A 19595-nucleotide genomic window follows, 5' to 3' on the forward strand; every position below is an offset into this window, starting at 1 on the left:
CTCGCTAGAGGTACAACTCAAGGAGCAAGCTTATGTCACAATCCGAAAACAACCAACAGCATCAAGTGCAGAAGACCAACGAAACACCGGCCCACAAACGCGAGATAATCTTCCTAGAAGGAGAGCCGGAACAGACACTCCCGCCACTGCCGCGCAGGGAGGTCATTCGCGAGAAAACAAGCACATTGGGGAAGGACGGCCTAACTCCAAAGATCAGGGTCTCGTATTCCAAGACGCTATCGGAGCTCACTGTGTATATGAATCGCTTGTGGCAAACCAGCCAGGCAACCCAAATACGCATTGGGGACATGGAAAAGAAGTTCAGCCATTTTCTGCACCTTCCGCAGGAGGTGAAAGAATACCATGCCACGATGCGACAGGAGCTGGACGAACAGGTGACGGAAGTGAATCGTGTCATTCAAGATGTATACAACCAGTTGGAGAGCCTGCTCCAGGGCAAAGCCAAACCCAACGACGAGGTTCTGAATCTTGTCCTGCAAACGCTCAACCGCCAGGAGGAGCGCCTCAATGCGCTGGAAGCGCAGCGGCAAATTTCCAGCAAAACGCGGTCAGAGGACAAGTAATCTCATGGGGCAATGCCAAGGAATTGTCCGTCATGTCCAGCGCCATTGCCAAGAGATGCGCGGCTATTTCCGGCCTAGTGACACTGGATGCTGTCAATATGGCACTATGTGATACACAGAGTGCCTTCTTAGGGAAGGCCCCAGCCTCGATGCAAACAGTTCCTCTGGAGGATTTGACGGCTGCCATAGGGGAGCAGGTTGAAAAGATTTCCGGCCTAGAAACACTGACGATTCTCAATAGCCGGCTGTCCGTTCAACAGTGGCAGTATTTACATGAGAAAATCGGGACCCCAAGCATCATCAATAGATTGGCCTCCACTGATCCGATCCATGTGCTTGGGGAGGAACTGGCAACGCGCCTGACGCTTGATGCCATAAATAACGAGTTATTGCGTAGCCAATGGACGCTGCCACAGGAGCAACTTTGGAACCGTGAGCTGTTCAGCAATATGCAGGGCAATGCTTCCCTGCTTCGAGAATCAATACAATACCTTTCCGGCCAAGTCACCGTTGAGGCGTTGGAACACTGTGTACAGGCCTGGAATGCCCAGGCGCTTTGGAAAAACATGCTACCGCCACCATCATCATCACGGCTCAACCTTGCAAACGCTCGCCTGATGTCCCGCGCCATCCGGGCAATGGTGCGCACTCTTTCCGGCGACCTCACTACAGCCGCTATCGCTGAACAAGTGGCCTGCACAGATTATCCATCCACAACAAACACCATACAGGAGACTCCGCATGTCGGACTATCAACAAAACCCTTCTTCGACCCCTGAGGCTAATACTCTCTGTAGTGAACATATGGCAGAACAGAAAAACGCTGCCATGCCGCGCCGGCGAACTGCGGAAGAACGCTTGCAACGCGCCCTAACACAGCAGCAGACTATACAGAGAAAAATTGACGAACTGAAAAAAGATGTGGACGAAAAAAGCCGCAAAGCCCGTAACCGTGGCCTGATGCTTATTGGTATTGTGGTGGAACAGTGCCTGAAAGAAGGGCTATTCCATAAACCGCAGGAAATGGGGCAGAACTGGTGGCTAGGGCAGGCCAGCAGGCTGCATGAAAAAGATAGGGCAGCGTATGTGACATTTGTGCAGTTGTTGCATGGGTAGTAGTTTCGGGTGTGAGGGGGGGGGCTCTGAGGGTTGTGCGAGTTTAACTTATAGCTCTGAAATGCGTAGCCAGAAGCAGTGTAAGCCACGTTGGGGATTTTCACAACTAGATTACCCCTTGCTTGCCATATAGACGAGAATTGTGAAGGATTAGCCCAATTCAAAAGATTTCAGTGCAAAAAAGTAGATGGTTGTAATGAGTATCGCATCTTCATTTCTCTTCTCAATAAGCTCAGGCAATGTTCAAGGTAAGGCTGTTTCTTGCAGCAGGGCTTGCCATGCGGCAGGGGTGGGGCCAGGAGCCCCGTTCACCAGTTGCTGCATAAGGGTGTGCGCCTCTGCAAGGAACGCATGGCCTTGTTCTGCTTCGTGCTGGTGCAGGCAGGCCTGGCCCAATTGTGCAAGGCAGTTTGCTGTGTTGTATATATACGTAGCGTTACCCGGTTGGAGCTGCATAAGGTGTTTACGAATTTCCATGGCCATACGGTAGTTTGGTATAGAGTTTTCGCCCTGTTGGGCTTGCAATGTGGCTACGCGCATAAGGGAATAGCTGTAGTCTTTGAGCAAGCTGTTATTTTCCGGGTGTGTTGCCGTAAGCTTGCGGCGCAGGGCACATGCTTCTTCATAGTGCTGCAATGCGGCATCGTTGTTGCCCATGCGCGCTTGCATGTCTCCAATTTTATTGAGGGAAATTGTGTTGTCTCGCATCAGGGTAATGTTGTGCGGGGCGTGCAGGCAGGCGGCTTGCGTAAGTTCCAGGGCGTGTGAGTAATGGCCCAGGGCCTGCGGTAGGTTTTCAGCCTGAGCCAGGGTGTCGCCCATGTAATCCAGAGCAACGGTATAGTCGCGCAGTGCCCGCGTATTGGTGGGGCATTCCTGGAACAGGCGCAGACGAATGTCCAGGGATTCTTCCCTTATGGAGACAACTTCGTGGATGCTGGTTGCTGTGTTGCCGCACGCGGCAAGAGCATTGGCCAAGTGGCCAAGGGACGCAGTACTTGCAAGCCTACGGCACCATTAGCTAAAAGATATTTAGCCTCCATAATTGCAGCCAGTTATAGCATCGTGTTGACATCTTGAACGTGATACCGTAGGTTATTGGCTATACAGCTTGACGCTATTCATGCAACTCCGCCTGCAATGGGCCGGAGGGAATAGATGTGCTCTTTGGTATGCACACAAGTGCTTTGGCGGGTGGTTCTCATTCGCTTTTTTGCATGCGTTTTCATTGCAGAAAAAGTACATTTCCCTACGACACTATGTCTCTTGCAGAGGTGTTTCATGCGCATTATTTGTGCTATGCCTACAACGTATTCTTGCCCTGGCCTCTATAGTATCCTTCATGCAATTCGTGCTGTTTTTTTGCGCACCATAGGGGTGTGGCCTGTGCCTATGGGGTGGGCTCGTATACCGTTTTGTGCGTATGTGTTCTCGCTTTCTGTATGCCTAATTTCGCTGAAAATTTTCATTATGGTACCACAACAAAGGGTTTGGAAGAGTTTCTCTTTCATGCCCTGTGTTGTGGTACCTTTTTTTGCGTTGTGATTTTTTTGTGCTGCACGGGGTAACAGACGTGTTTGTGGTGCTGCCTGCACCCTTGCCAGCACCCATGGTAAGCAATGGCTTTGTGGTTGTGCCACCAGGCCAGCATTGTGTTCTCTGTTTTGTGAACGTATAAGGGGGATTTGTGAACAAACGCCTTTCTCGTTATTGTATGGGTTTGCTGTGTGCTGTTGTACTGGGATCAGGGTATTCTTCCTCAGCCTTGGGGGCTACAGTAACCCAGCCTTTTGCCCCGGCAGGCACGCAAGAACCTGCCAAACCGCAAGAAACACAAGGGGACGTTGCCCCGGCACCCAAGGGGGCAGCAGTGCCTGCCCCTGCCACACCCGCCGCCAGTGCCCCGGCCCCCAGTGCGGCCAATGCCACGGCCCCGGGTGGTGAAATGACTGCCCTGCAAGAAGGCGCTGCTCCTGCTGCTCCTGCCGCTGCCCCTGCTGAGCAGGCAAAAGCCCAGGCCACGGGTACCGGGCGGCGTGTGCCCGTAAAGGTGAAGGAAGGGTCTATTTTACCCCTGCGGGTGCTGACCCGGCCCATGGCGGCGCTCTATAAAACGTCAGATGAAAAAAGCGAAGTGGTGCAAAGCAATTTGCCCGTGTTTATGCCATTTTACGTGTACACCCAACCGGGGGGCGAAGATGTTGCCGCAGAAACAGGCTGGTATGAGGTGGGCCCGGATAACCGGGGCACGGTAACAGGCTGGTTGAAGTCGGCTGACGTGTTTGCCTGGAAGCAAGCCATGTGCCTTACGTACACCCACCCGGAGCAGCGCAAGCCAGTGCTGATGTTTGATGGTCCCAAAGCCCTGGAAGCATTGCTGGGGCAAAGCGCTGAAGCGCGGACCGAGGCTGTGAAAGGGCTTTATACCACCATTGATTCCGGCAATATTCCGCAAAATTTCAGTATTGTTTCGGTGGAACCAAAACAGGCCGTTGACATAACCCGGCAGTTTTACCTGTTGCCCATTCTTGACCACAAGGTCATTCAGCTTGATGGCCGGGAAGCCCGCTTGCTGGAGCTTGCGGCCGTGAGTGGTGGGGGTGAAGATGCACGGGAAAAAACAGACATTCGGGAAAACGCCAAGTTTGCCGCTGCTGCCACCCAAACGTCTGCCGAGGCAGCCGGGCAGGTGGCACAAAGCCTGAAAATTGATGTGGTGTGGGTGCTAGATACCACCCGCAGTATGGGGCCTTATATTGACGCCACCAAAGAAGTGGCCGGGGCTGTTTCGGCAAAGCTGGCGGAAAACAAGGCCATTGCAGAAAACATCCGGTTTGGGGTGTGGGGCTACCGCGACCCGGTGGAAGCCATTCCCGCCATTGAGTACACAACCAAAAACTATACTCCGCAATTGCAAGATATTCAAAGCTTTCTTGCCACCATGGGCACTGTCAAGGAAACAAAAATCGATTCCGTAGACTTTCCTGAAGATATGTTTTCCGGTGTGAGTGACGCCATTACCCAAACCCAATGGACGCCGGGGGCAATGCGCATTGTGGTGCTGGTGGGCGACGCCCCCGCCCATGAACTGGGGCACAAATGGAACCTTTCCGGCTATGGGGAAGAAACGCTGCGTACCCTGGCAACGGAACATAACATAACGTTGCTTGGCATTCAGGTACGCCCAAAAGGCGCTGCAAAATATCAGGCCAAGGCAGAAGAGCAGTTCAAGGTACTCTCCCTTGGCAAGGGTAGCGATATTCCCGCCTATTATTCCATTCAGGGCACAGACATGGGCTCTTTTGCCAAAACCACAGGCACCATTGTGGCTTCCCTGCAAGGCCTTTTGGAAAAAGCTTCCAGCAACACACTCAGCGCAGCCCTTACCAAAGAAGGGGGCCTGGTGGAAGAAGCCACCGGGGAAATGGCCGCTTTGAAAGAAGGCGAGGCAGCCCCTGCCACCACGGAAACAAGTAAAGCCATGAACGAAGGCACTGCCGGGCTTGCTCAAGCCTTAAAGGCCGCTGTGGTGCAATGGGTGGGCAGCAAGGCAGAAGCAAAACCCCCGCGTGATGTTGTGGCCTGGGTGGTAGATAAAGATTTGACAGACGCTGCCCGGCAGTCGCTGGAAGTGCGCCTGCTTATAAGCAAGCGCCAGTTAGATTCCCTGGCCACCCTGCTTAATGAAGTTATTGCAGCAGGCCGCACAGGGCAGATTAGTGGCGACGACTTTTTCACCTCGCTTCAGGCGGCTTCGGTTGTTGCCTCCCGCGACCCGAACCTGCTGAAAAGCGCCAAAACCATTGGGCAAAGCGGGCTTATTCCAGGATTTTTGGAAGGGTTGCCCTACCATAGCCGTCTTATGGATATGAGCAATGAGCTGTGGAACAGTTGGAACGTGACAGAGCAAGACCAGTTTTTAAGTGAAATGGATTCCAGAGTGCGTGCCTACAAATCGTTGCACGACGCGCCGGAAGGATGGATTACCTTGAACCCTGGCGCTGATGCCGATGAAAGTGTGTATCCTATTCCCCTGGAACTGTTGCCATGACCTCAAGTGCTGCCAGCTTTGATGCAGCAAACCTTGTGCTTGATGTGCAGAACATAGTGAAACGCCGGGAAAAAGGGGGCATGTGCTTTGAATTGCGCGTGCCCCGCCTGCGGGTGCATGTGGGTGAATTTGTGGCTGTGGTGGGGCAAAGCGGGTGTGGCAAATCCACCCTTTTGGACATGCTGGGCCTTGTTCTTACCCCTGATTCTGCCTCCAGGTTTGCCCTGCACCCCCGCTTTGCCAACAAGGGGCATGTTGCCATTGACCTGCGCCACAAACCGGAAAGTGTTCTTTCCTTATTGCGGCGCAGGGAAATTGGCTATGTGCTGCAATCAGGCGGGTTGCTTCCCTACCTCACGGTGGGGGACAACATTCTGCTGCCCTGTCTTATGAACAAATATCCGGCAAAGCCTTCACAGGAGCAAGCCCATGCCTTGGCTGCGCTTTTGGACATAGCCGAACACTGGGAAAAGAAGCCTGCCCACCTTTCCGGGGGGCAGCGCCAGCGCGTGGCCATTGCCAGGGCCTTGACCCATGAACCGGGCCTTGTGCTGGCAGACGAACCCACCGCTGCGGTGGACGCCCTCACCGCCACGGAAATACGTGATGCCTTTAAACGTGCCGTGCAGCAGCAAGGCATAGCCCTGGTTATGGTCACCCATGACCGCCCGCTTATTGAAGGGTATGCAGACACCATGGTCACCTTTACGGTGGAACGCCCCCACAGCGGGCTCACGGTTTCCACCCTGGTGGAGGTGCCCCATGCCTAACAGATTCACGGGCCCAGGCAGGGGCAGGCGCTGTGTGCAGGTTGCCTGCCAAACACAGCAAACGCCATGGGGGAAGCATGAAAGCGCATAACAGTCGTTTGGGCCGCATGCTGGTGTTCTCCCTGTGTCTGGAAGATCTGCGTAACGAAAAAATGCTTTCATTTTGTATGGTTATGGCTGTTGCTTCTGTGCTTGGGCCATTACTCATCCTGTTCGGGCTGAAGTTTGGCACCGTGGAAACGCTGCGGGGCAGGCTGGTGCACGACCCGCGCAACCGGGAAATTCGCCCCCTCAACGCCCAGGCCTACTCCCATGAATGGTTTCAAACCGTGGCAAAGCAGGAAGGGGTGGCCTTTGTCGTACCCTACACCCGCCAGCTTGCCACCGGGGTGGATATTGTGGTCCCCGGCCCCCAGGGAAAACGTGTGGCAGCCGACCTTATTCCCACAGCAGAAGGCGACCCCTTGGTGTTGCAAAACGGGCATAGCATTCCCGCGAAGGAAGAGTGCCTGCTTTCTGCCCCGCTGGCAGAAGCGCTGGGCGTGGCAGCAGGCGAAACAGTGGTTATGGCCGCACGCAGAACAGTGGGCGGGCAGTTTGAAACAGGGGAACGCGCGTTGAAAGTGCTGGGGGTGCTCCCGGTGCGGGCCAGCGCCACAAAAAGTGTGTTTGTGCCCCTGCCTGTTTTGGAAGCTGTGGAACGCTTCAAAGACGGCATGGGTGTGCCTCAGTTCGGTTGGAAAGGTTCTATACCCCTTGCCTACCCGGCATTTTCCGCCCTGCTGGTGAATGTGCCTGGACCCCTTGGGGTGGAAGCGGAATTCCGGCTTGTGAACAACACGGGCTTTACCAGTAAGGAACAGATTTCCGGAGCAAGCGCCGGGGCCTTTTTGGGAAGGCAACACGGACCTGATGGCACAAATTATCTGCTTTCCGGCAAAGGCCAGCCAGGGGAAGCCACCAACTTGAAAACCGTGCGCTACGGGCTGGCGGGCAGGCAGGCCCGGTTGTTTCCCCTTGCCCCCGGCCTTACCTTGGCACTTTCCGCAAATGGCACAAGTAGCGGGCCGTGGCAGCTTGCCCCGGCTGGGGAAATGCTGGTGGTGAATGGCGGAGAAAATGCCCCGGCAACGGCTGGTAGCCACGTTGGGGCAGCGGGGGAAGGGCAGAATGCTCCCCCTGCTTTGCTGGAAGGCGTGCTGTGGCAGGAAGATTTTAGCAAGGAACACAATGCCTCGGCAGCATGGCGCGCCGTGCTTGTGCCCCCCGGCAGCGTGCCCCCCGGCAAGGTGGTTGCCACCCTGAGCGCCGGGGAGCACAGCCTGTCGTTTCCGGTAACCGTTGCACAAGGCCACGGCGTGCAGGCAGGCACAGCCTTGGTTCCTTTGCGCCTTTTGGGGGTGCTTACCCTTGCTGCACACCGCCCTGTTACCTTTGACCCGGAAACAGACGCTTTTATATTGCACCGCAAGGGCTATGCCGGGTTCCGGTTGTATGCCGACACCCTTGAACGGGTGGACACGCTGAGACGGGAGTTTGAAGCACAAGGGCTGGCAGTGCACACTGAAGCACAACGCATTGACGACGTGCTGCGCCTAGACAAATACTTGACCCTGATTTTCTGGCTTATTGCCCTTGCCGGTGTGGTGGGCGGGGCCGCCTGCCTTGTGGCAAACGTCTATTCCGGCATTGAACGCAAACGCCGGGAACTGGCAGTGCTAAGGCTTTTAGGGCTCTCTGGCGGGGCTTTTTTACGCTTTCCCATGTACACGGCAGCAGTGTTTTCTGGGCTTGGGTTTGTAGTGGCCATGGGGCTGTTCTACACTCTGGCCGGAATAATCAATATGCTTTTTAGCCAACACCTGCAAAGCGGGGAAAGTTTGTGCCGCCTTGCGTGGTGGCACCCACTGGCTGCCCTTGGCCTTACGGTGGCAGTTTCCATACTGGCCGGGGTGGTGGCCGGGCGGCGGGCAATGCTGGTAGACCCTGCGGAGGCCTTACGCAACGAGTAAGGGGGGACACAAAGTAACTGAGCGTTTCCCGAAATATAGGTAATTCGTGCTTCCTCAACAGCCTATGCGCTGTACATTTTCAGGAGTGAATCATGCATTTTTTTGCAGTAGGTATTTTGGCAAGTATGTTGGCCTGTATGCCTGTGGCCCATGCGGCAGAGCCGTGTAACCCCGCGCCACTGGTAGGGGATTTGGTGCTGCCTGGGCCTAACAACCAGTGCTTTGTGTTTCGCCCCGTGCGTATTGGGGCCGGGGGCAACCCCCTGGAGGCCCAAAAGCGTTTTACCCTAGGCAACCCCAACGACTACCTGGGGGAAAAGCCCACGGAAATAACGTTGGGGGGGAGCTTTGCCATGCAAGGGGAAGCTGCCAGCGACTGGCTGTATTATATGGGCAAGTACGAAGTAACAGAAGGGCAGTACTATTCTCTTATGGGGTTGCCCAAGGGCATGGACCAAAGCAAGTTGCAAAGCCTGCTGCCTGTAAGTGGTATTTCTGCCTTTGAGGCCATGGCCTTCATGGAAAAGCTCAATAGCTATTTATATACGCATGCCATGGAACAAATGCCCAAGGTGCGCTCTGTACCGGGTTTTGTCCGCTTGCCCACTGAGCCGGAATGGGAATTTGCCGCACGGGGCGGTAATGAAACCCCTGCCAACCTTTTTGGTAACGATGTGCCCTATGAGGGGCCACTTGCAGCCTATGAATGGTTTTCCGGGCCTTCTTCTTCCCACAACAAGGTACAGCCCATTGGCAAGCTGAAGCCCAACGCCCTTGGTGTGCACGACATGCTGGGCAACCTCAGCGAGTTGATATTATCCCCGTATCATATTGACTATTATCAGGGGCGTCCCGGTGGGTTCACTTCCCGTGGGGGCAACTACTTTACTCAAGAAAAAGACATGCGCACTTCCCAGCGCCAGGAAGAACCTTTGTTCATAGGCACAGTGGAAAAGGGCATGAAGGAAAACCGCAAGGCCACCATGGGCTTGCGCCTTGCCCTGGTGGCCCCGGTGCTGCCAGACAGAGAGGCCATGCAGGAAATTAAGGACGCCTGGACAGACTATGCTGAGGGGGATTTGCGCAAAACCACCCCGGCGGGGCGTTCCACCGCTCCGGTAGACATTAAAACCCAGGCCAGGGCGGAAGGGGTTGAAGGGGCTGTGGAACTATTGCGTGCCTATGTTGCCAGTGCCAATGCCCCGGAAGGGGTGCGGCAGGCGGTGGCTTCCGTGCAGGGCACCCTGCGCGATGTGAATGCCATTCGCCGGGAAACAGACAAGCGTATTTCCCAGGCTTTTGTGGACGTTGCCACCAAAACCGGGGCGCGCCTTGGCCGTGAAATTGAAAAATTACCCAAGCTGGCAGCCCTTGTGCAAAGCGCCAAAGATTCAGGGAACAGCACAAACCTGGAACGCTATGCCCGCATGGTGGAAGGGGTTGAGGGCAATATAAACACCGATATTGCCGACCTTTATACCATTATCCAGTCCCTTGCCAGCCTGAACCACGACCTGGTGGAAAATGCCTTTGCCGACCATTTGAATTACCTTAATGACCCTGCCAGAAAAGAAAAAGCCCTGTGGCCACGGGCGGCATTGCCTGTGGTGAAAGGGCTGTACGCCACCTTTTTCCAGAATAAAGGCATTCAGTCTGAAGCTATGCGCAAAGAACTGGAAGCCATTAAGATTGTTTCCCCTGAATAATAGTGCCTACGGGCGTCGGGCTTTGCCCACAGCAGGGGAAATTTCAAGTGTTATGCAGTGTAACGACTATTGGCTAACTTTTTCTAGGAGGTTTGTATGCGTAAAGGAGTTGTGCTGGTTATGGTGCTGGCGTTGTTGGCAACCCAGGTAAGTGGCTGTGCCAATATTAAAAATGACAGCACCCGCACCAAAACTGAAGGAGCCCTCGTAGGTGGTGCAGTGGGGGCCGCTGCCGGGGCAGGTGTTGGGGCCGCCATTGGTGGCGGGCGTGGGGCGCTTATTGGGGCCGTGGTGGGTGCTATTGTAGGCTCTATTGGTGGCCATGCCTATGGCACCCACGTGGCCAATGAAAAAGCGCGCTATGCCAATGAAGAAGCATGGTTGGATGCTTGCCTTTTGCAGGCTGAAAAAACAAACAATGAGTTGCGCCAATACAACAAGGTCATGGCAGGGGAAATAGCTGCCCTGGACAAGAAAACGCAGGTCTTGCAAAAAGCCTTGGCAGCTAAACAGGCAGACAAAAGAGAGCTGAGGGCTGACGCTAGACGCATTCAAGAATGCATTGAAAGCAACAATGAACGCATTGCGTATATTGGCAATGAGCTGACAAATCAGGAAAAAGTGCTGGCAGACGCCAAATTGAACCACAGAAGCAATGATGCTGCGCTCATTGAAGCGGAAATTTCTGCCCTGCGCCGCCATAAGGCCCAGTTGGAAGAAACCAACAAACAGCTTGCTGCCATGTCTACCCGTATTTCTGTGTAAGACCAATTCCACAGGCTCTTAGTCTTGTTAGTGTGCTGTAAAAGCATAAGGGAACGCCACCGGGGTTCCCGGAACTATCCATAGAATTTTTCAGGAGGTAATGAATATGCCGAGAATTCTTGTTCTGTGTTTGTGTGCGATGTTGCTTGGGGGATGTCAAACAGGGCGTACCACAGACCCAAGCCAAGGCGGATTGTTCAGCTATTCGCCGGAGGCATACAAACAGCGGGCTGCGCAGCGCCAGGAGCGCTTGAAAATGTTGCAGCGCGAACAAATTGCCGAGGAACAGCAAAAGGCTGCCCTCACCCAAACGGCTGCGGAGAAAAAAGCGGCCCACACAAAGGCCCAGCAGCAGTTGCGCCAGGCAGGGCGTGAAATAACAGGCTTGAAAAAACAGCTTGAAGGGTACAAGGCCACCAATGAAGCCCAGCAAGCCGCCCTGACTGAAATGCTTGTCCGGCGGGCCGTGCTGGAAGGGGACCTGAAGGCCCTTGGCAATGGCAGCGGGTCAGACCCGGCTGTGTTGCAAGTGGAAGCCGAACGCTTGCGGCGCGAAGTGGAACGCCTGACCAATGACGCCGAGGCTCTTAGCGCCATATGAGGACATTCGCTCTTTGCATGGCGTTTCTGGGGTGTGCGGCCTGCCCGTTGGCGCAGGCCGCCCCCCAGCACGACTGGCAACGCCTGGAAGCAGCGGCAGCCATGGCCGAAAAAGAAAGCCTTGAGCCTGTGCTGCACCAAAAGTCCGTTTCTGCTGCCATTACTGCCTATTTGCAGACCCTTGACCCCTATTCTTCCTATATTTCCCCGGCAGAAGCAAGGCAATTGAAAGAAGACGCCGGCAACACGTTTGGCGGTGTGGGCATGGATATTATCCGCAATAGTGATGGCATGCTGTACTGCCTGCCCCATGCGGGTAGCCCGGCGGCCAACGCGGGCATTGGCTATGGCGACGTGCTGCGCGCCGTGGATGGAGCCTTTTTGCATGATAAACCGCTGAGCGTTGTGCAGCATTTGGTGCGCGGCCCTGCACTCAGCCCGGTGCGCCTTTTGGTGGCAGGGGTTGATGGGGTGAAGGAAGTGACTGTCACCCGGGAAATGGTGCAGCCCCCCAGCGCAGAACTGGTTGCCGGGCAGGGGTTTTACCGTATTCGGCTTACCCGGTTTGATGCAAATACTCTTCCCCAACTCAAGGCAGCGCTGGCCAGGGTGCCTGCTGGTATGCCCCTGGTGCTTGATGTGCGGGGCAATGTTGGCGGCGACCTTGAAGCCGCCTTGCAAAGTGCTTCATTATTCTTGCCTCCGGGAACACCCCTAGTGACCATTGTTAAAAAAGACGCCTTGCCCGATGTACAACTTTCCGGCGGGGGGGGCACAGAGCCTGCCGGGCTTGTGGCGGTATGGCAAGATGCATTCACCGCCAGTGCGGCGGAAGTGTTTGCCGCAGCCTTGGCCCATAATGGTAAGGCCGTGCTTGTGGGGCAACGCAGCTTTGGCAAGGGCAGGAGCCAGGTGGCTGTGCCTGCCAAAGATGGGGGCATATACCTTATTACCAACGCAGAACTTTTGCCCCCCAATGGCATAAGCTACCACGGCAAAGGGCTGGAGCCAGATTTGCTTGTGGGTTCACGCTCTGCCACGGTGCAGGCTGACTTTGAAAGGAGAACGTATGAAGCCCTTGGTAAAACACACTAAGTGGTGGCTTGGCCTTGGTGTGCTAGTCATTGCGGCTGTTGTTATTCTTTTAAGCCGCCAAGCCACCCCTGCCCCGCCGGATATTCCAGTGCTGGTGGCACGGTTTGAGCGGGCCGTTGTCCTTGGTTGGGGGTGGTTGCATGCGGAAAATACCCAAGTGAGCAGCTTGGCCCACACGGGCAACGACGTTACTGTGGCGTTGGTGTATACTGTGGTGGTGGATAAAGACGCCGCCAGCCTGAACCAGGAAGAAAAAGATCGCTTCGCCCAGTTTTTGCCCATGTGTGCCAGCGTGCCCTTGCAACAGGGCAGCCGTTGCCAGGTTACGGAAACCATGCAGTTTACCCAAACACCGGAATTTGGCCTCATGCCTGCTGTTTTTGTGGCCCATAGGCCGGAAATGCTGCCCGCCATTGCCGGGAAAACTGCTGTGGGTGCGGGGAAAGAGTAAGGGGCGGCAGTAGACTATAGGCAACTCGCTTTTACTCTGGTCGGAAAATTTGGTTCACATTGAGTATGGAAAGAAATGGTGGGATTATGGCGCTTTTGCAGGTGCCGTAACCACATGAGTCCAAAGGGTGGGCTCCCAGTGATTTACGTGAACGATTGTGTTGGAGTGCCAGTGGTGTTTTGTTCTTACCATCTCATTAACGTCATTAAAGGAGACTGTCATGGGTATTTCTCGTTGGTTTATGCAGTTGGTTGTTTGTTTTGGTGTTGTGCTTGGCGCGGGCTTTGCCAAGGCCGAGGAAGTGCCTGCAACGGTGGCAGAAGAAACCGCAGGCATGAAGCAAAACGTCAATTCGCGCATGCAGGAATTGCTTAATGCTCCGGCTGGGGTGTTTGATGTGGAGTTTCAGGAAGGGCAGTTGCGCCGCTTGAAAATTAAGGGAGAAGCAGAAGTTTCCACTGCCCTGAAGGGCGCACGGGGCGACCGCATGGCACGGGAAAAAGCCCAGCGTGCAGCAAAGGTTTCCTTTACCCAGTTTTTGAATGAGAACGTGCTTGTGGTGGAATCGGGCTCGGAAGGCGTGATGCTGAAGGAAAAAGACGGCACGGAAACTGCCGAAGTGCTGCAAGTGAGCCAAACCACGTTTGCCAGCCATTCCAGCAGTTTTTTGCGCGGACTTGTGGTGCTGCTTGACCATGTGGAAGGGGAAGGGGCAAACCGCAAGGCTGTGGTGGTTATGGGCTGGTCTACAAAAATGATGCAGGCCGCACAAGGCGCGCAAGGTGCCATGGATACCAGTCGGCAAGAACAGGGGGCCAGCAAGCCCGCAGCCCCACAGCCTGCCCCGGCAACACCCAACACAGGCACCAAAACCCGTATGGGGAATGTGGAAAATTTTTAATTTGCCGAACAACATACCTTGCCATGGCGCTACTCTGCTTTGGCACTGTATAAACGGCGTGCATAAGGAGAAACCATGAAATTTCGCCTGTATGTTTCTGGAATTGTGCTGTTGGCTATGGTGTGTGGTGTTGGTGCATTTGCCCACGCTGCCAGCCCTGCCCCCAGCCAAAAGGCTGATGAGCGTGAAGTGGTGGCAACCGGGGTAGGGGCCACGGAAGATGCCGCAAAACGGCAGGCCTACCGCAGTGCCATTCAGAATGTGATTGGAGCCATGGTGGTGGCGGAAACCTTGGTGGAAAACGACGCTGTGGTGCGCGACAACGTGCTTTCCCATAGTGACGGCTACATTACCAAGGTGGTCCAGGTGGGGAAAACCCGCCCGCTGGAAGGGGGGCTGGTGGAAGTCACCATGCGCGTTACGGTGAAAAGCGACCAGTTGAAGGAAAAACTCAAGGCCGAAAATATTGCCCTGGTAGCCGTGGATGGGGAAAGCCTGTTTGTGAAAAAGGCTACCACCCAGGAAAAGGCTAAAGATGCGGCGGGCATTATTGCAGATGCCATAAAAGATTTGCCCGCCAGCCTCATTACAGCAAAAGCAGATACGGAAAAAGCGCAAATAGAAACATCCGGCACGGCGAATACTGTTACTATCCCCATGACGGTTTCTGTAGATATGCCCGCGTTCAAGAAATTCACCACCGACTTGAAAAGTACTGCAACGCAGTTGGGCTTTGATGTAAAGCCCATGACAGCCGAGTTGAAATCGCGTGACTGTAAGGATAGCGACCCAAGATTTATTGTGGAACCACATCCTCTTCTGTGGAAATGGCGCAAAGAAAAAGAACTTTTCACCATTGCCATAGCAGAAATGGCCGACTGTGCTAGCTTGCAAAGCCGCTGGAGCATTATTCCGGTTTCCAAAGAAGTTGTGCAAGCATTTTCCTCTTTTCCTCAAGGGGTTGTCTTGCAAATCGATTTATTGGATGAAGCAGGTGCTGCGGTGGTTTCGCAGCGTGTTCCTTTTCTCTCTAAGGATAGAGATGATATTTCATGGGATATTGCGCGATTAATTGAAAGGAGTGGGGTTGTGGCAATAGCACCTACCTTAAGATCAACATTTAACCTCCATGAAGCGGCAGGGAAATTTAGTTTTGGCGGTCGGGGGTCTGATAAGCGCCAGATGCCGGTTACCTTCCTGCTTTCTGATGCTGAACTGCGTGCGGTGAAAGGTGTGCAAACAAAAGTGATTAATGCTGCACCTGCTGTGAGAAAATAATTACGTACTGGAAGGTAGAGCATGAAGTGGTTCTGTAATGCTTGTTGTATGCTTGGCATAATAGCCATCCTAGCCAACTTCCCCCCTGCCCATGCAGCCCCGCCGCCTGCCTGGTTGCTACAAGAAGTGGCAAACCCCGCCAGCCTGCACACGCCGGGGGTGTACCCCCTTTCGCAAGGGCGGGTGCTGGCGGTAGGGGCAGGGCGCATAACCAGCAAGCTTCGGGAAGATACGGCACAGCGCCTTGCCCGCAGCATGGCGGAACGCGACGCCAAGGCCCGGCTGGCTCGCGCCCTATTCAGCAAGCAGATACAGGCCGAGGCCCCGCGCCAGTTTACCGTGCAGTTGCACGGGGCCCAAACGGTGTTTGCAGAACCTTCCCCTGTAACTGCTGGCACAATGGTGGCAGGGCTTGTGGTGCCACGGGGAAACGTAACGCTTATTCCCCTGCCTTTGCACATGGCGCGTGAGGTACGCGTGGCTCCTATTGTGGAGCAGCTCTTTGCCAGCGACCCGGTGCTGGAAGAAGGGGGCGGCAGGGTATTTCCCCAGGAGCAGGGGTTTATAGCCCTTGGGGTAGGCTTTGCCGCCTTGCCGGAAGCGCCGGGTGCAAAAGCGGAACAGGCAACCCGCACCGTGGCAACCCTGGCAGCCCGAGCCGCGCTAACTGAAGCCGTGTTCGGGGTGGAGGTGCTGGCGGAACAAAAAACAATAGATATTGTGGCACAAGGGCCGGAAGGCATAGTACTGCGCCAGTGGGCCAAAAGTAAAAGCAAGGAAGAAGTGGCAGGCGCGTTTAAAGCTGCCCAGCAAGCCGGGGAATGGAAAACCGACGATGGCCACCTTGCCGTGGTTGTGCTGGTGGCTCACCCACCTCTCCCCTTGGAAGAACAAGGCGATTTCGGAACGGCTGCCCAAGACATACAACACAGGTTCATAAGCCTTCCGGACATGGCCGTGGAAGACGCTTGGCAAGAAGCCTATGCCGCACGGCCCTGGTTGTGGGGCGGCGGGGCAAACCTGTATGAAGCGGACGGAAAAGTATTTCTGCTGGTGGTGGCTGCGGCCCCTTTGCAGGGGAACGCTGCTCAAGATGCCACCACAACCCCGCTGGTGGCGGAAACAAAGGCAAGGGCCGCGGCGGTGCGCTATCTTGCCGGCATAACGGTTAAGGCCTCCACCCTGGAGGTGGAAGAAAGCTTGCTGCAAGGGGTTGAAATGACTGAAACCATGCAAACATCGCTACACAAACTGGTGAGGGAAAGCGCCCAGGGAGTGGTGCAGGGGCTACGCAAGGTGGGCTCGTGGAAGTCGGAGGACGGGAAGTTGTTGTATTACGCCACAGTGGTTCCATTGCCTGCCATGGACCAATAAAAGGAGTGTAGAACATGGGCTACCATGTGTTTGTCAGCTATTCCACTCAAGATAAGCTGTTTGTGGATGCCTTGGTGAACCGGCTGGAAAGCGCGGCCATTCGCTGCTGGTACGCCCCGCGTGATATTCCCCCAGGCACCACCTGGCCTGCTGCCATTGCCCAGGCCATTAAAGATGTCCCCTTGATGCTGTTGGTGTTTTCCGGCCATGCCAATGCCTCGCAGGAGGTTTCCCGGGAATTGACCTTGGCCTCCAGCAACAAGTGCCTTGTTATTCCTGTGCGCATTGAAAATGTGTTTCCCAGCGTGGAAATGGAATACCATTTAAGCAACCGCCACTGGCTGGATGTGTATGGGCTGGAGGTGGAAGCAGCCATAAACAGTGTGCTGGAAACATTGCAACGCCACAACGAATTGTTTCAGCATGAAGTAAACCCGTTGGGGGTGGTCCCCCCCCTGGAGCCCAACGACAACGCCAGCGCTGTTCATAATCGCGTAGGGAACAAGGGGGCCGCTCCCCCAAGTTCTGCACCACGTTCTGTGGCAGGGCCTTCTCCTTTCACCTCGTGGCTGCGTACTGTGGTTTCAGAGGTCAAAGGCGGCGCTTGTTCCTTGGGGGCACTCACCGCAAACAGGAATATGCGCAGGGTGCTGGCAGGTGTGGCTCTGGCTGCCTGTGCAGCGGGCGCTGTTTTTTTGTGGAACGGACGGGAAATTCCACTGCCTGCTCCGGTGGCAGGGGCCACCACTTTGGGGCAACTGGTGCAGAAGGCGGAACAGCAAGACCTGGCTGCCATGCGTGGCCTTGGGGAATATTACCTTGATGTGGGCAAAGCCCCGGAAAAAGCTGTGCCGTGGTTGCAAAAAGCTGCGGAGCAAGGCAGTGCTGCCGCAATGGTGCTTCTGGGTGATATGCACTACGGCGGCCTTGGAATACCCAAAAACATGCAGCAGGCCGTCGCATGGTACCGCCGTGCAGCAGATGCCCATTTCCCCGCAGGCCAAACAAGCCTTGCCAGCCTGTATGAACAGGGCATGGGGGTGGAACAAGACTTAGCCCAGGCCCGTTTCTGGTACGAAAAAGCCGCTGCGCAAGGTGATAACCAGGCCCGGTATGCCCTTGGTGCGCTCTATGAAAATGGCGAAGGTGTGCCCGCAAGCTACGCCACGGCCTTGCGCTGGTATAAGGCCGCTGCGGCAGAAGGCTATGCCACGGCCCAATATAAAATGGGGGCCATGTACCACATGGGAATGGGCGTACAGAAAGACGTGGCAGAAGCCAGACGCTGGCTACAGCTTGCGGTAGAACAGGGCGACGCCGAAGCAAAAGAACTGCTTGGGCAAATACAAGCCCAATAGAGCTTGGTCAGTCTGAGGCCATAGAGCGTGTTGCCTTTTGCTAGAGGACATTCTATTCTACGAAACATTTTTGTGTTCCTGTAGCTGATGAGAGAGGAGCATACGCCAATGGGAGAGCTATATATGCTTGTAAGGCAGCATGTTGCCTGTTGTTTATCACTACGCATGAGTGCACAAGGTATAGCCTTGTTCATAAGGCCGTTCATTCTTGTGGCTGCAAGTTGTTTTTTGTGTGTAGCGCTTTCTTCTGCTGCGTTGGCCGGAGCGACTGCAGAACGGGAGGTGCTCTCAACAGGCCTTGGCCTTACCGAAGAGGCCGCCCGTAAACAGGCTTTTCGCAGTGCCGTGCAAAACGTTATTGGTGCCATGGTGATTACCGAAACCCTTGTGCAAAATGAAGAATTGGTGCGGGACAAAGTTCTTTCCCACAGTGATGGTTACATTAGCAAGGCAACGCAGGTTGGCCCTGCCCGCCCCCTGGAAGGGGGCCTTGTAGAAGTGACCATGCGAGTCACGGTGAAAAGTGACAGGCTCAAGGCGAAACTTTCCGATGAAAATATTTCACAGGTACGCTTTGATGGGAACGTATTGTTTCAGGCGGCGCTAGCCCAGATGCAACAGCAACAGGAGGCGGCCACAAGCCTACTGGCGCTGCGCAAACCGCTCCCCGCCAGCCTTGTGCGCATAGAGGCACATAGCGACAAGGCATCCCAAAAACTTGCCAAAGGCATGGTGCAGCTTGCCTTGCCCATTTCAGTTTCCATTGACGAAGTCGCCTATGGGGCTATGGCCCAACAACTCACCAGCTTGCTGGAAGGCATGGGCCATAAGCGCGTGCAGGCTACCCTTGCCTTGAGTTCGGAAGGAGAACTGTACACCCAGGGCTTGCTGCAAAAAATTGGTGGCAGCCCGCAACAGACCGATGGGAATGCGCTTTTTTTGCTGGGCGTGTGTGAACTGGTGCAGGCGGAGAAAAAAAGCTCGCGCTGGAGTTTTTTCTGGGTTCCCCAGTATGTGCTGGATAGTTTTCGGGGGAATGGGCGGTTAATCATACAAGTGGAATTGCTGGATAAAGAGGGCAAGGTAGTTGCCGTGCAGGAACAACACATGGGCGACGACAGCTACGCGGCTGTTATTCAAACAGGTTTTCCGGCAACAGACCCTTTGCGTGTGGTTGTGGCACCGCGTTTTAATTTGGTGAATAAAAAGTTGTTTCTTGACTCTTCATTCAACACAAGCCCCCAGCAAAAACAGCTCACCTTTTCCCTTTCTGAGCAGGAACTGGCCCGCCTTGTTGGGGTGCGTAGTTCTGTTACCAATGCGTTGTAAGGAGCAGTTGTTCATATAACCAGCCTGCCTGTGCAGGCGAAACCCAAGGAGATGATTGTAAATGAAACGCGCTTTTTTACTCCCCTGCCTTGTGCTTGGTATGCTCTTGTGGGGCAGTGTGGCCCATGCAGAATGGACACCCATTACGGATGAAGTGGAAATAGATTACCAAACCCACGTAATCCGCATTTTTGTAAGTGGTAAA

General features: G+C 54.8%; 18 protein-coding genes. 17 read left to right on the plus strand and 1 reads right to left on the minus strand.

The genetic code is table 11. The features are described from left to right. The first annotated feature begins 32 nt into the window (after positions 1-32). Genes G497_RS20590 through G497_RS0107945 form a run of 3 tightly spaced genes read left to right on the plus strand, consistent with a single transcriptional unit; the run spans position 33 to position 1700 of the window. Positions 33-584 (plus strand): hypothetical protein, encoded by a 552-nt coding sequence (locus tag G497_RS20590; RefSeq protein WP_027187750.1) that lies wholly within the window; start codon positions 33-35, stop codon positions 582-584. A gap of 32 nt (positions 585-616) precedes the next feature. Continuing rightward, on the plus strand, positions 617-1363 hold the full coding sequence (locus G497_RS20595; protein WP_027187751.1) for a hypothetical protein: 747 nt from the start codon (positions 617-619) through the stop codon (positions 1361-1363). Positions 1364-1388: 25 nt separating this feature from the next. Further along, positions 1389-1700 carry a hypothetical protein gene (locus G497_RS0107945; protein ID WP_027187752.1) on the plus strand — a complete coding sequence of 104 codons (312 nt, stop codon included), beginning with the start codon at positions 1389-1391 and terminating at the stop codon, positions 1698-1700. A 243-nt stretch (positions 1701-1943) separates the two neighbouring features. On the opposite strand, the gene G497_RS0107950 is transcribed toward G497_RS0107945, so the two are convergent. Continuing rightward, entirely contained in the window at positions 1944-2678 is a 735-nt protein-coding gene (locus tag G497_RS0107950) for a tetratricopeptide repeat protein (RefSeq protein ID WP_027187753.1), read from the minus strand. A 556-nt stretch (positions 2679-3234) separates the two neighbouring features. Here G497_RS0107950 and G497_RS20115 point away from each other — a divergent pair. From G497_RS20115 to G497_RS0108025, 14 genes are all read left to right on the plus strand, one after another. Then, positions 3235-3378 (plus strand): hypothetical protein, encoded by a 144-nt coding sequence (locus tag G497_RS20115; protein ID WP_156907996.1) that lies wholly within the window; start codon positions 3235-3237, stop codon positions 3376-3378. Between the two features lie 9 nt (positions 3379-3387). Continuing rightward, entirely contained in the window at positions 3388-5751 is a 2364-nt protein-coding gene (locus G497_RS17310; protein ID WP_156907998.1) for a vWA domain-containing protein, read from the plus strand. Continuing rightward, positions 5748-6521 carry an ABC transporter ATP-binding protein gene (locus tag G497_RS17315; RefSeq protein ID WP_051257962.1) on the plus strand — a complete coding sequence of 258 codons (774 nt, stop codon included), beginning with the start codon at positions 5748-5750 and terminating at the stop codon, positions 6519-6521. Before G497_RS17310 ends, G497_RS17315 begins: the two co-directional genes overlap by 4 nt. Positions 6522-6598: 77 nt before the next feature. Continuing rightward, on the plus strand, positions 6599-8533 hold the full coding sequence (locus G497_RS19130; protein WP_156908000.1) for an ABC transporter permease: 1935 nt from the start codon (positions 6599-6601) through the stop codon (positions 8531-8533). Positions 8534-8625: 92 nt separating this feature from the next. Beyond that, positions 8626-10239, plus strand: coding sequence for a formylglycine-generating enzyme family protein (locus G497_RS19135; RefSeq protein ID WP_051257963.1), 1614 nt, complete (start codon positions 8626-8628; stop codon positions 10237-10239). A gap of 96 nt (positions 10240-10335) precedes the next feature. Next, positions 10336-11004, plus strand: a complete 669-nt coding sequence (locus G497_RS19140) for a YMGG-like glycine zipper-containing protein (RefSeq protein ID WP_051257964.1) — start codon at positions 10336-10338, stop codon at positions 11002-11004. Between the two features lie 106 nt (positions 11005-11110). Then, positions 11111-11605 carry a hypothetical protein gene (locus G497_RS0107990; RefSeq protein WP_156908001.1) on the plus strand — a complete coding sequence of 165 codons (495 nt, stop codon included), beginning with the start codon at positions 11111-11113 and terminating at the stop codon, positions 11603-11605. After that, complete coding sequence (locus tag G497_RS0107995) at positions 11602-12699, plus strand: S41 family peptidase (protein ID WP_084516123.1); 1098 nt, start codon at positions 11602-11604, stop codon at positions 12697-12699. Before G497_RS0107990 ends, G497_RS0107995 begins: the two co-directional genes overlap by 4 nt. Further along, positions 12674-13150: a hypothetical protein gene (locus G497_RS0108000; protein ID WP_027187757.1), complete on the plus strand. Its 477-nt coding sequence runs from the start codon at positions 12674-12676 to the stop codon at positions 13148-13150. Before G497_RS0107995 ends, G497_RS0108000 begins: the two co-directional genes overlap by 26 nt. Positions 13151-13370: 220 nt before the next feature. Beyond that, positions 13371-14051 carry a hypothetical protein gene (locus G497_RS0108005; RefSeq protein ID WP_027187758.1) on the plus strand — a complete coding sequence of 227 codons (681 nt, stop codon included), beginning with the start codon at positions 13371-13373 and terminating at the stop codon, positions 14049-14051. A 75-nt stretch (positions 14052-14126) separates the two neighbouring features. Further along, positions 14127-15329: a hypothetical protein gene (locus G497_RS0108010; RefSeq protein WP_027187759.1), complete on the plus strand. Its 1203-nt coding sequence runs from the start codon at positions 14127-14129 to the stop codon at positions 15327-15329. A gap of 48 nt (positions 15330-15377) precedes the next feature. Beyond that, complete coding sequence (locus G497_RS0108015) at positions 15378-16703, plus strand: hypothetical protein (protein ID WP_027187760.1); 1326 nt, start codon at positions 15378-15380, stop codon at positions 16701-16703. Positions 16704-16717: 14 nt separating this feature from the next. Further along, the gene (locus G497_RS19145) at positions 16718-18061 is read left to right on the plus strand and encodes a toll/interleukin-1 receptor domain-containing protein (protein WP_051257965.1); all 1344 of its coding nucleotides are present in this window, start codon (positions 16718-16720) and stop codon (positions 18059-18061) included. A gap of 165 nt (positions 18062-18226) precedes the next feature. Beyond that, positions 18227-19390 carry a hypothetical protein gene (locus tag G497_RS0108025; protein WP_027187761.1) on the plus strand — a complete coding sequence of 388 codons (1164 nt, stop codon included), beginning with the start codon at positions 18227-18229 and terminating at the stop codon, positions 19388-19390. The last annotated feature ends 205 nt before the right edge of the window (positions 19391-19595 follow it).

The organism is Desulfovibrio cuneatus DSM 11391, assembly GCF_000430005.1.
Classification (GTDB): Bacteria; Desulfobacterota; Desulfovibrionia; order Desulfovibrionales; family Desulfovibrionaceae; genus Frigididesulfovibrio; species Frigididesulfovibrio cuneatus.

Coding starts and splice junctions, on each gene's coding strand:
- G497_RS20590 (WP_027187750.1), top strand. CDS start 33: ATGTCACAATCCGAAAACAACCAACAGCATCAAGTGCAGAAGACCAAC.
- G497_RS19145 (WP_051257965.1), top strand. CDS start 16,718: ATGGGCTACCATGTGTTTGTCAGCTATTCCACTCAAGATAAGCTGTTT.
- G497_RS19135 (WP_051257963.1), top strand. CDS start 8,626: ATGCATTTTTTTGCAGTAGGTATTTTGGCAAGTATGTTGGCCTGTATG.
- G497_RS0108025 (WP_027187761.1), top strand. CDS start 18,227: ATGAGTGCACAAGGTATAGCCTTGTTCATAAGGCCGTTCATTCTTGTG.
- G497_RS0108000 (WP_027187757.1), top strand. CDS start 12,674: ATGAAGCCCTTGGTAAAACACACTAAGTGGTGGCTTGGCCTTGGTGTG.
- G497_RS0107945 (WP_027187752.1), top strand. CDS start 1,389: ATGGCAGAACAGAAAAACGCTGCCATGCCGCGCCGGCGAACTGCGGAA.
- G497_RS0108015 (WP_027187760.1), top strand. CDS start 15,378: ATGCTTGGCATAATAGCCATCCTAGCCAACTTCCCCCCTGCCCATGCA.
- G497_RS0107990 (WP_156908001.1), top strand. CDS start 11,111: ATGCCGAGAATTCTTGTTCTGTGTTTGTGTGCGATGTTGCTTGGGGGA.
- G497_RS19130 (WP_156908000.1), top strand. CDS start 6,599: ATGAAAGCGCATAACAGTCGTTTGGGCCGCATGCTGGTGTTCTCCCTG.
- G497_RS0107995 (WP_084516123.1), top strand. CDS start 11,602: ATGAGGACATTCGCTCTTTGCATGGCGTTTCTGGGGTGTGCGGCCTGC.
- G497_RS0108005 (WP_027187758.1), top strand. CDS start 13,371: ATGGGTATTTCTCGTTGGTTTATGCAGTTGGTTGTTTGTTTTGGTGTT.
- G497_RS19140 (WP_051257964.1), top strand. CDS start 10,336: ATGCGTAAAGGAGTTGTGCTGGTTATGGTGCTGGCGTTGTTGGCAACC.
- G497_RS0108010 (WP_027187759.1), top strand. CDS start 14,127: ATGAAATTTCGCCTGTATGTTTCTGGAATTGTGCTGTTGGCTATGGTG.
- G497_RS17315 (WP_051257962.1), top strand. CDS start 5,748: ATGACCTCAAGTGCTGCCAGCTTTGATGCAGCAAACCTTGTGCTTGAT.
- G497_RS20595 (WP_027187751.1), top strand. CDS start 617: ATGTCCAGCGCCATTGCCAAGAGATGCGCGGCTATTTCCGGCCTAGTG.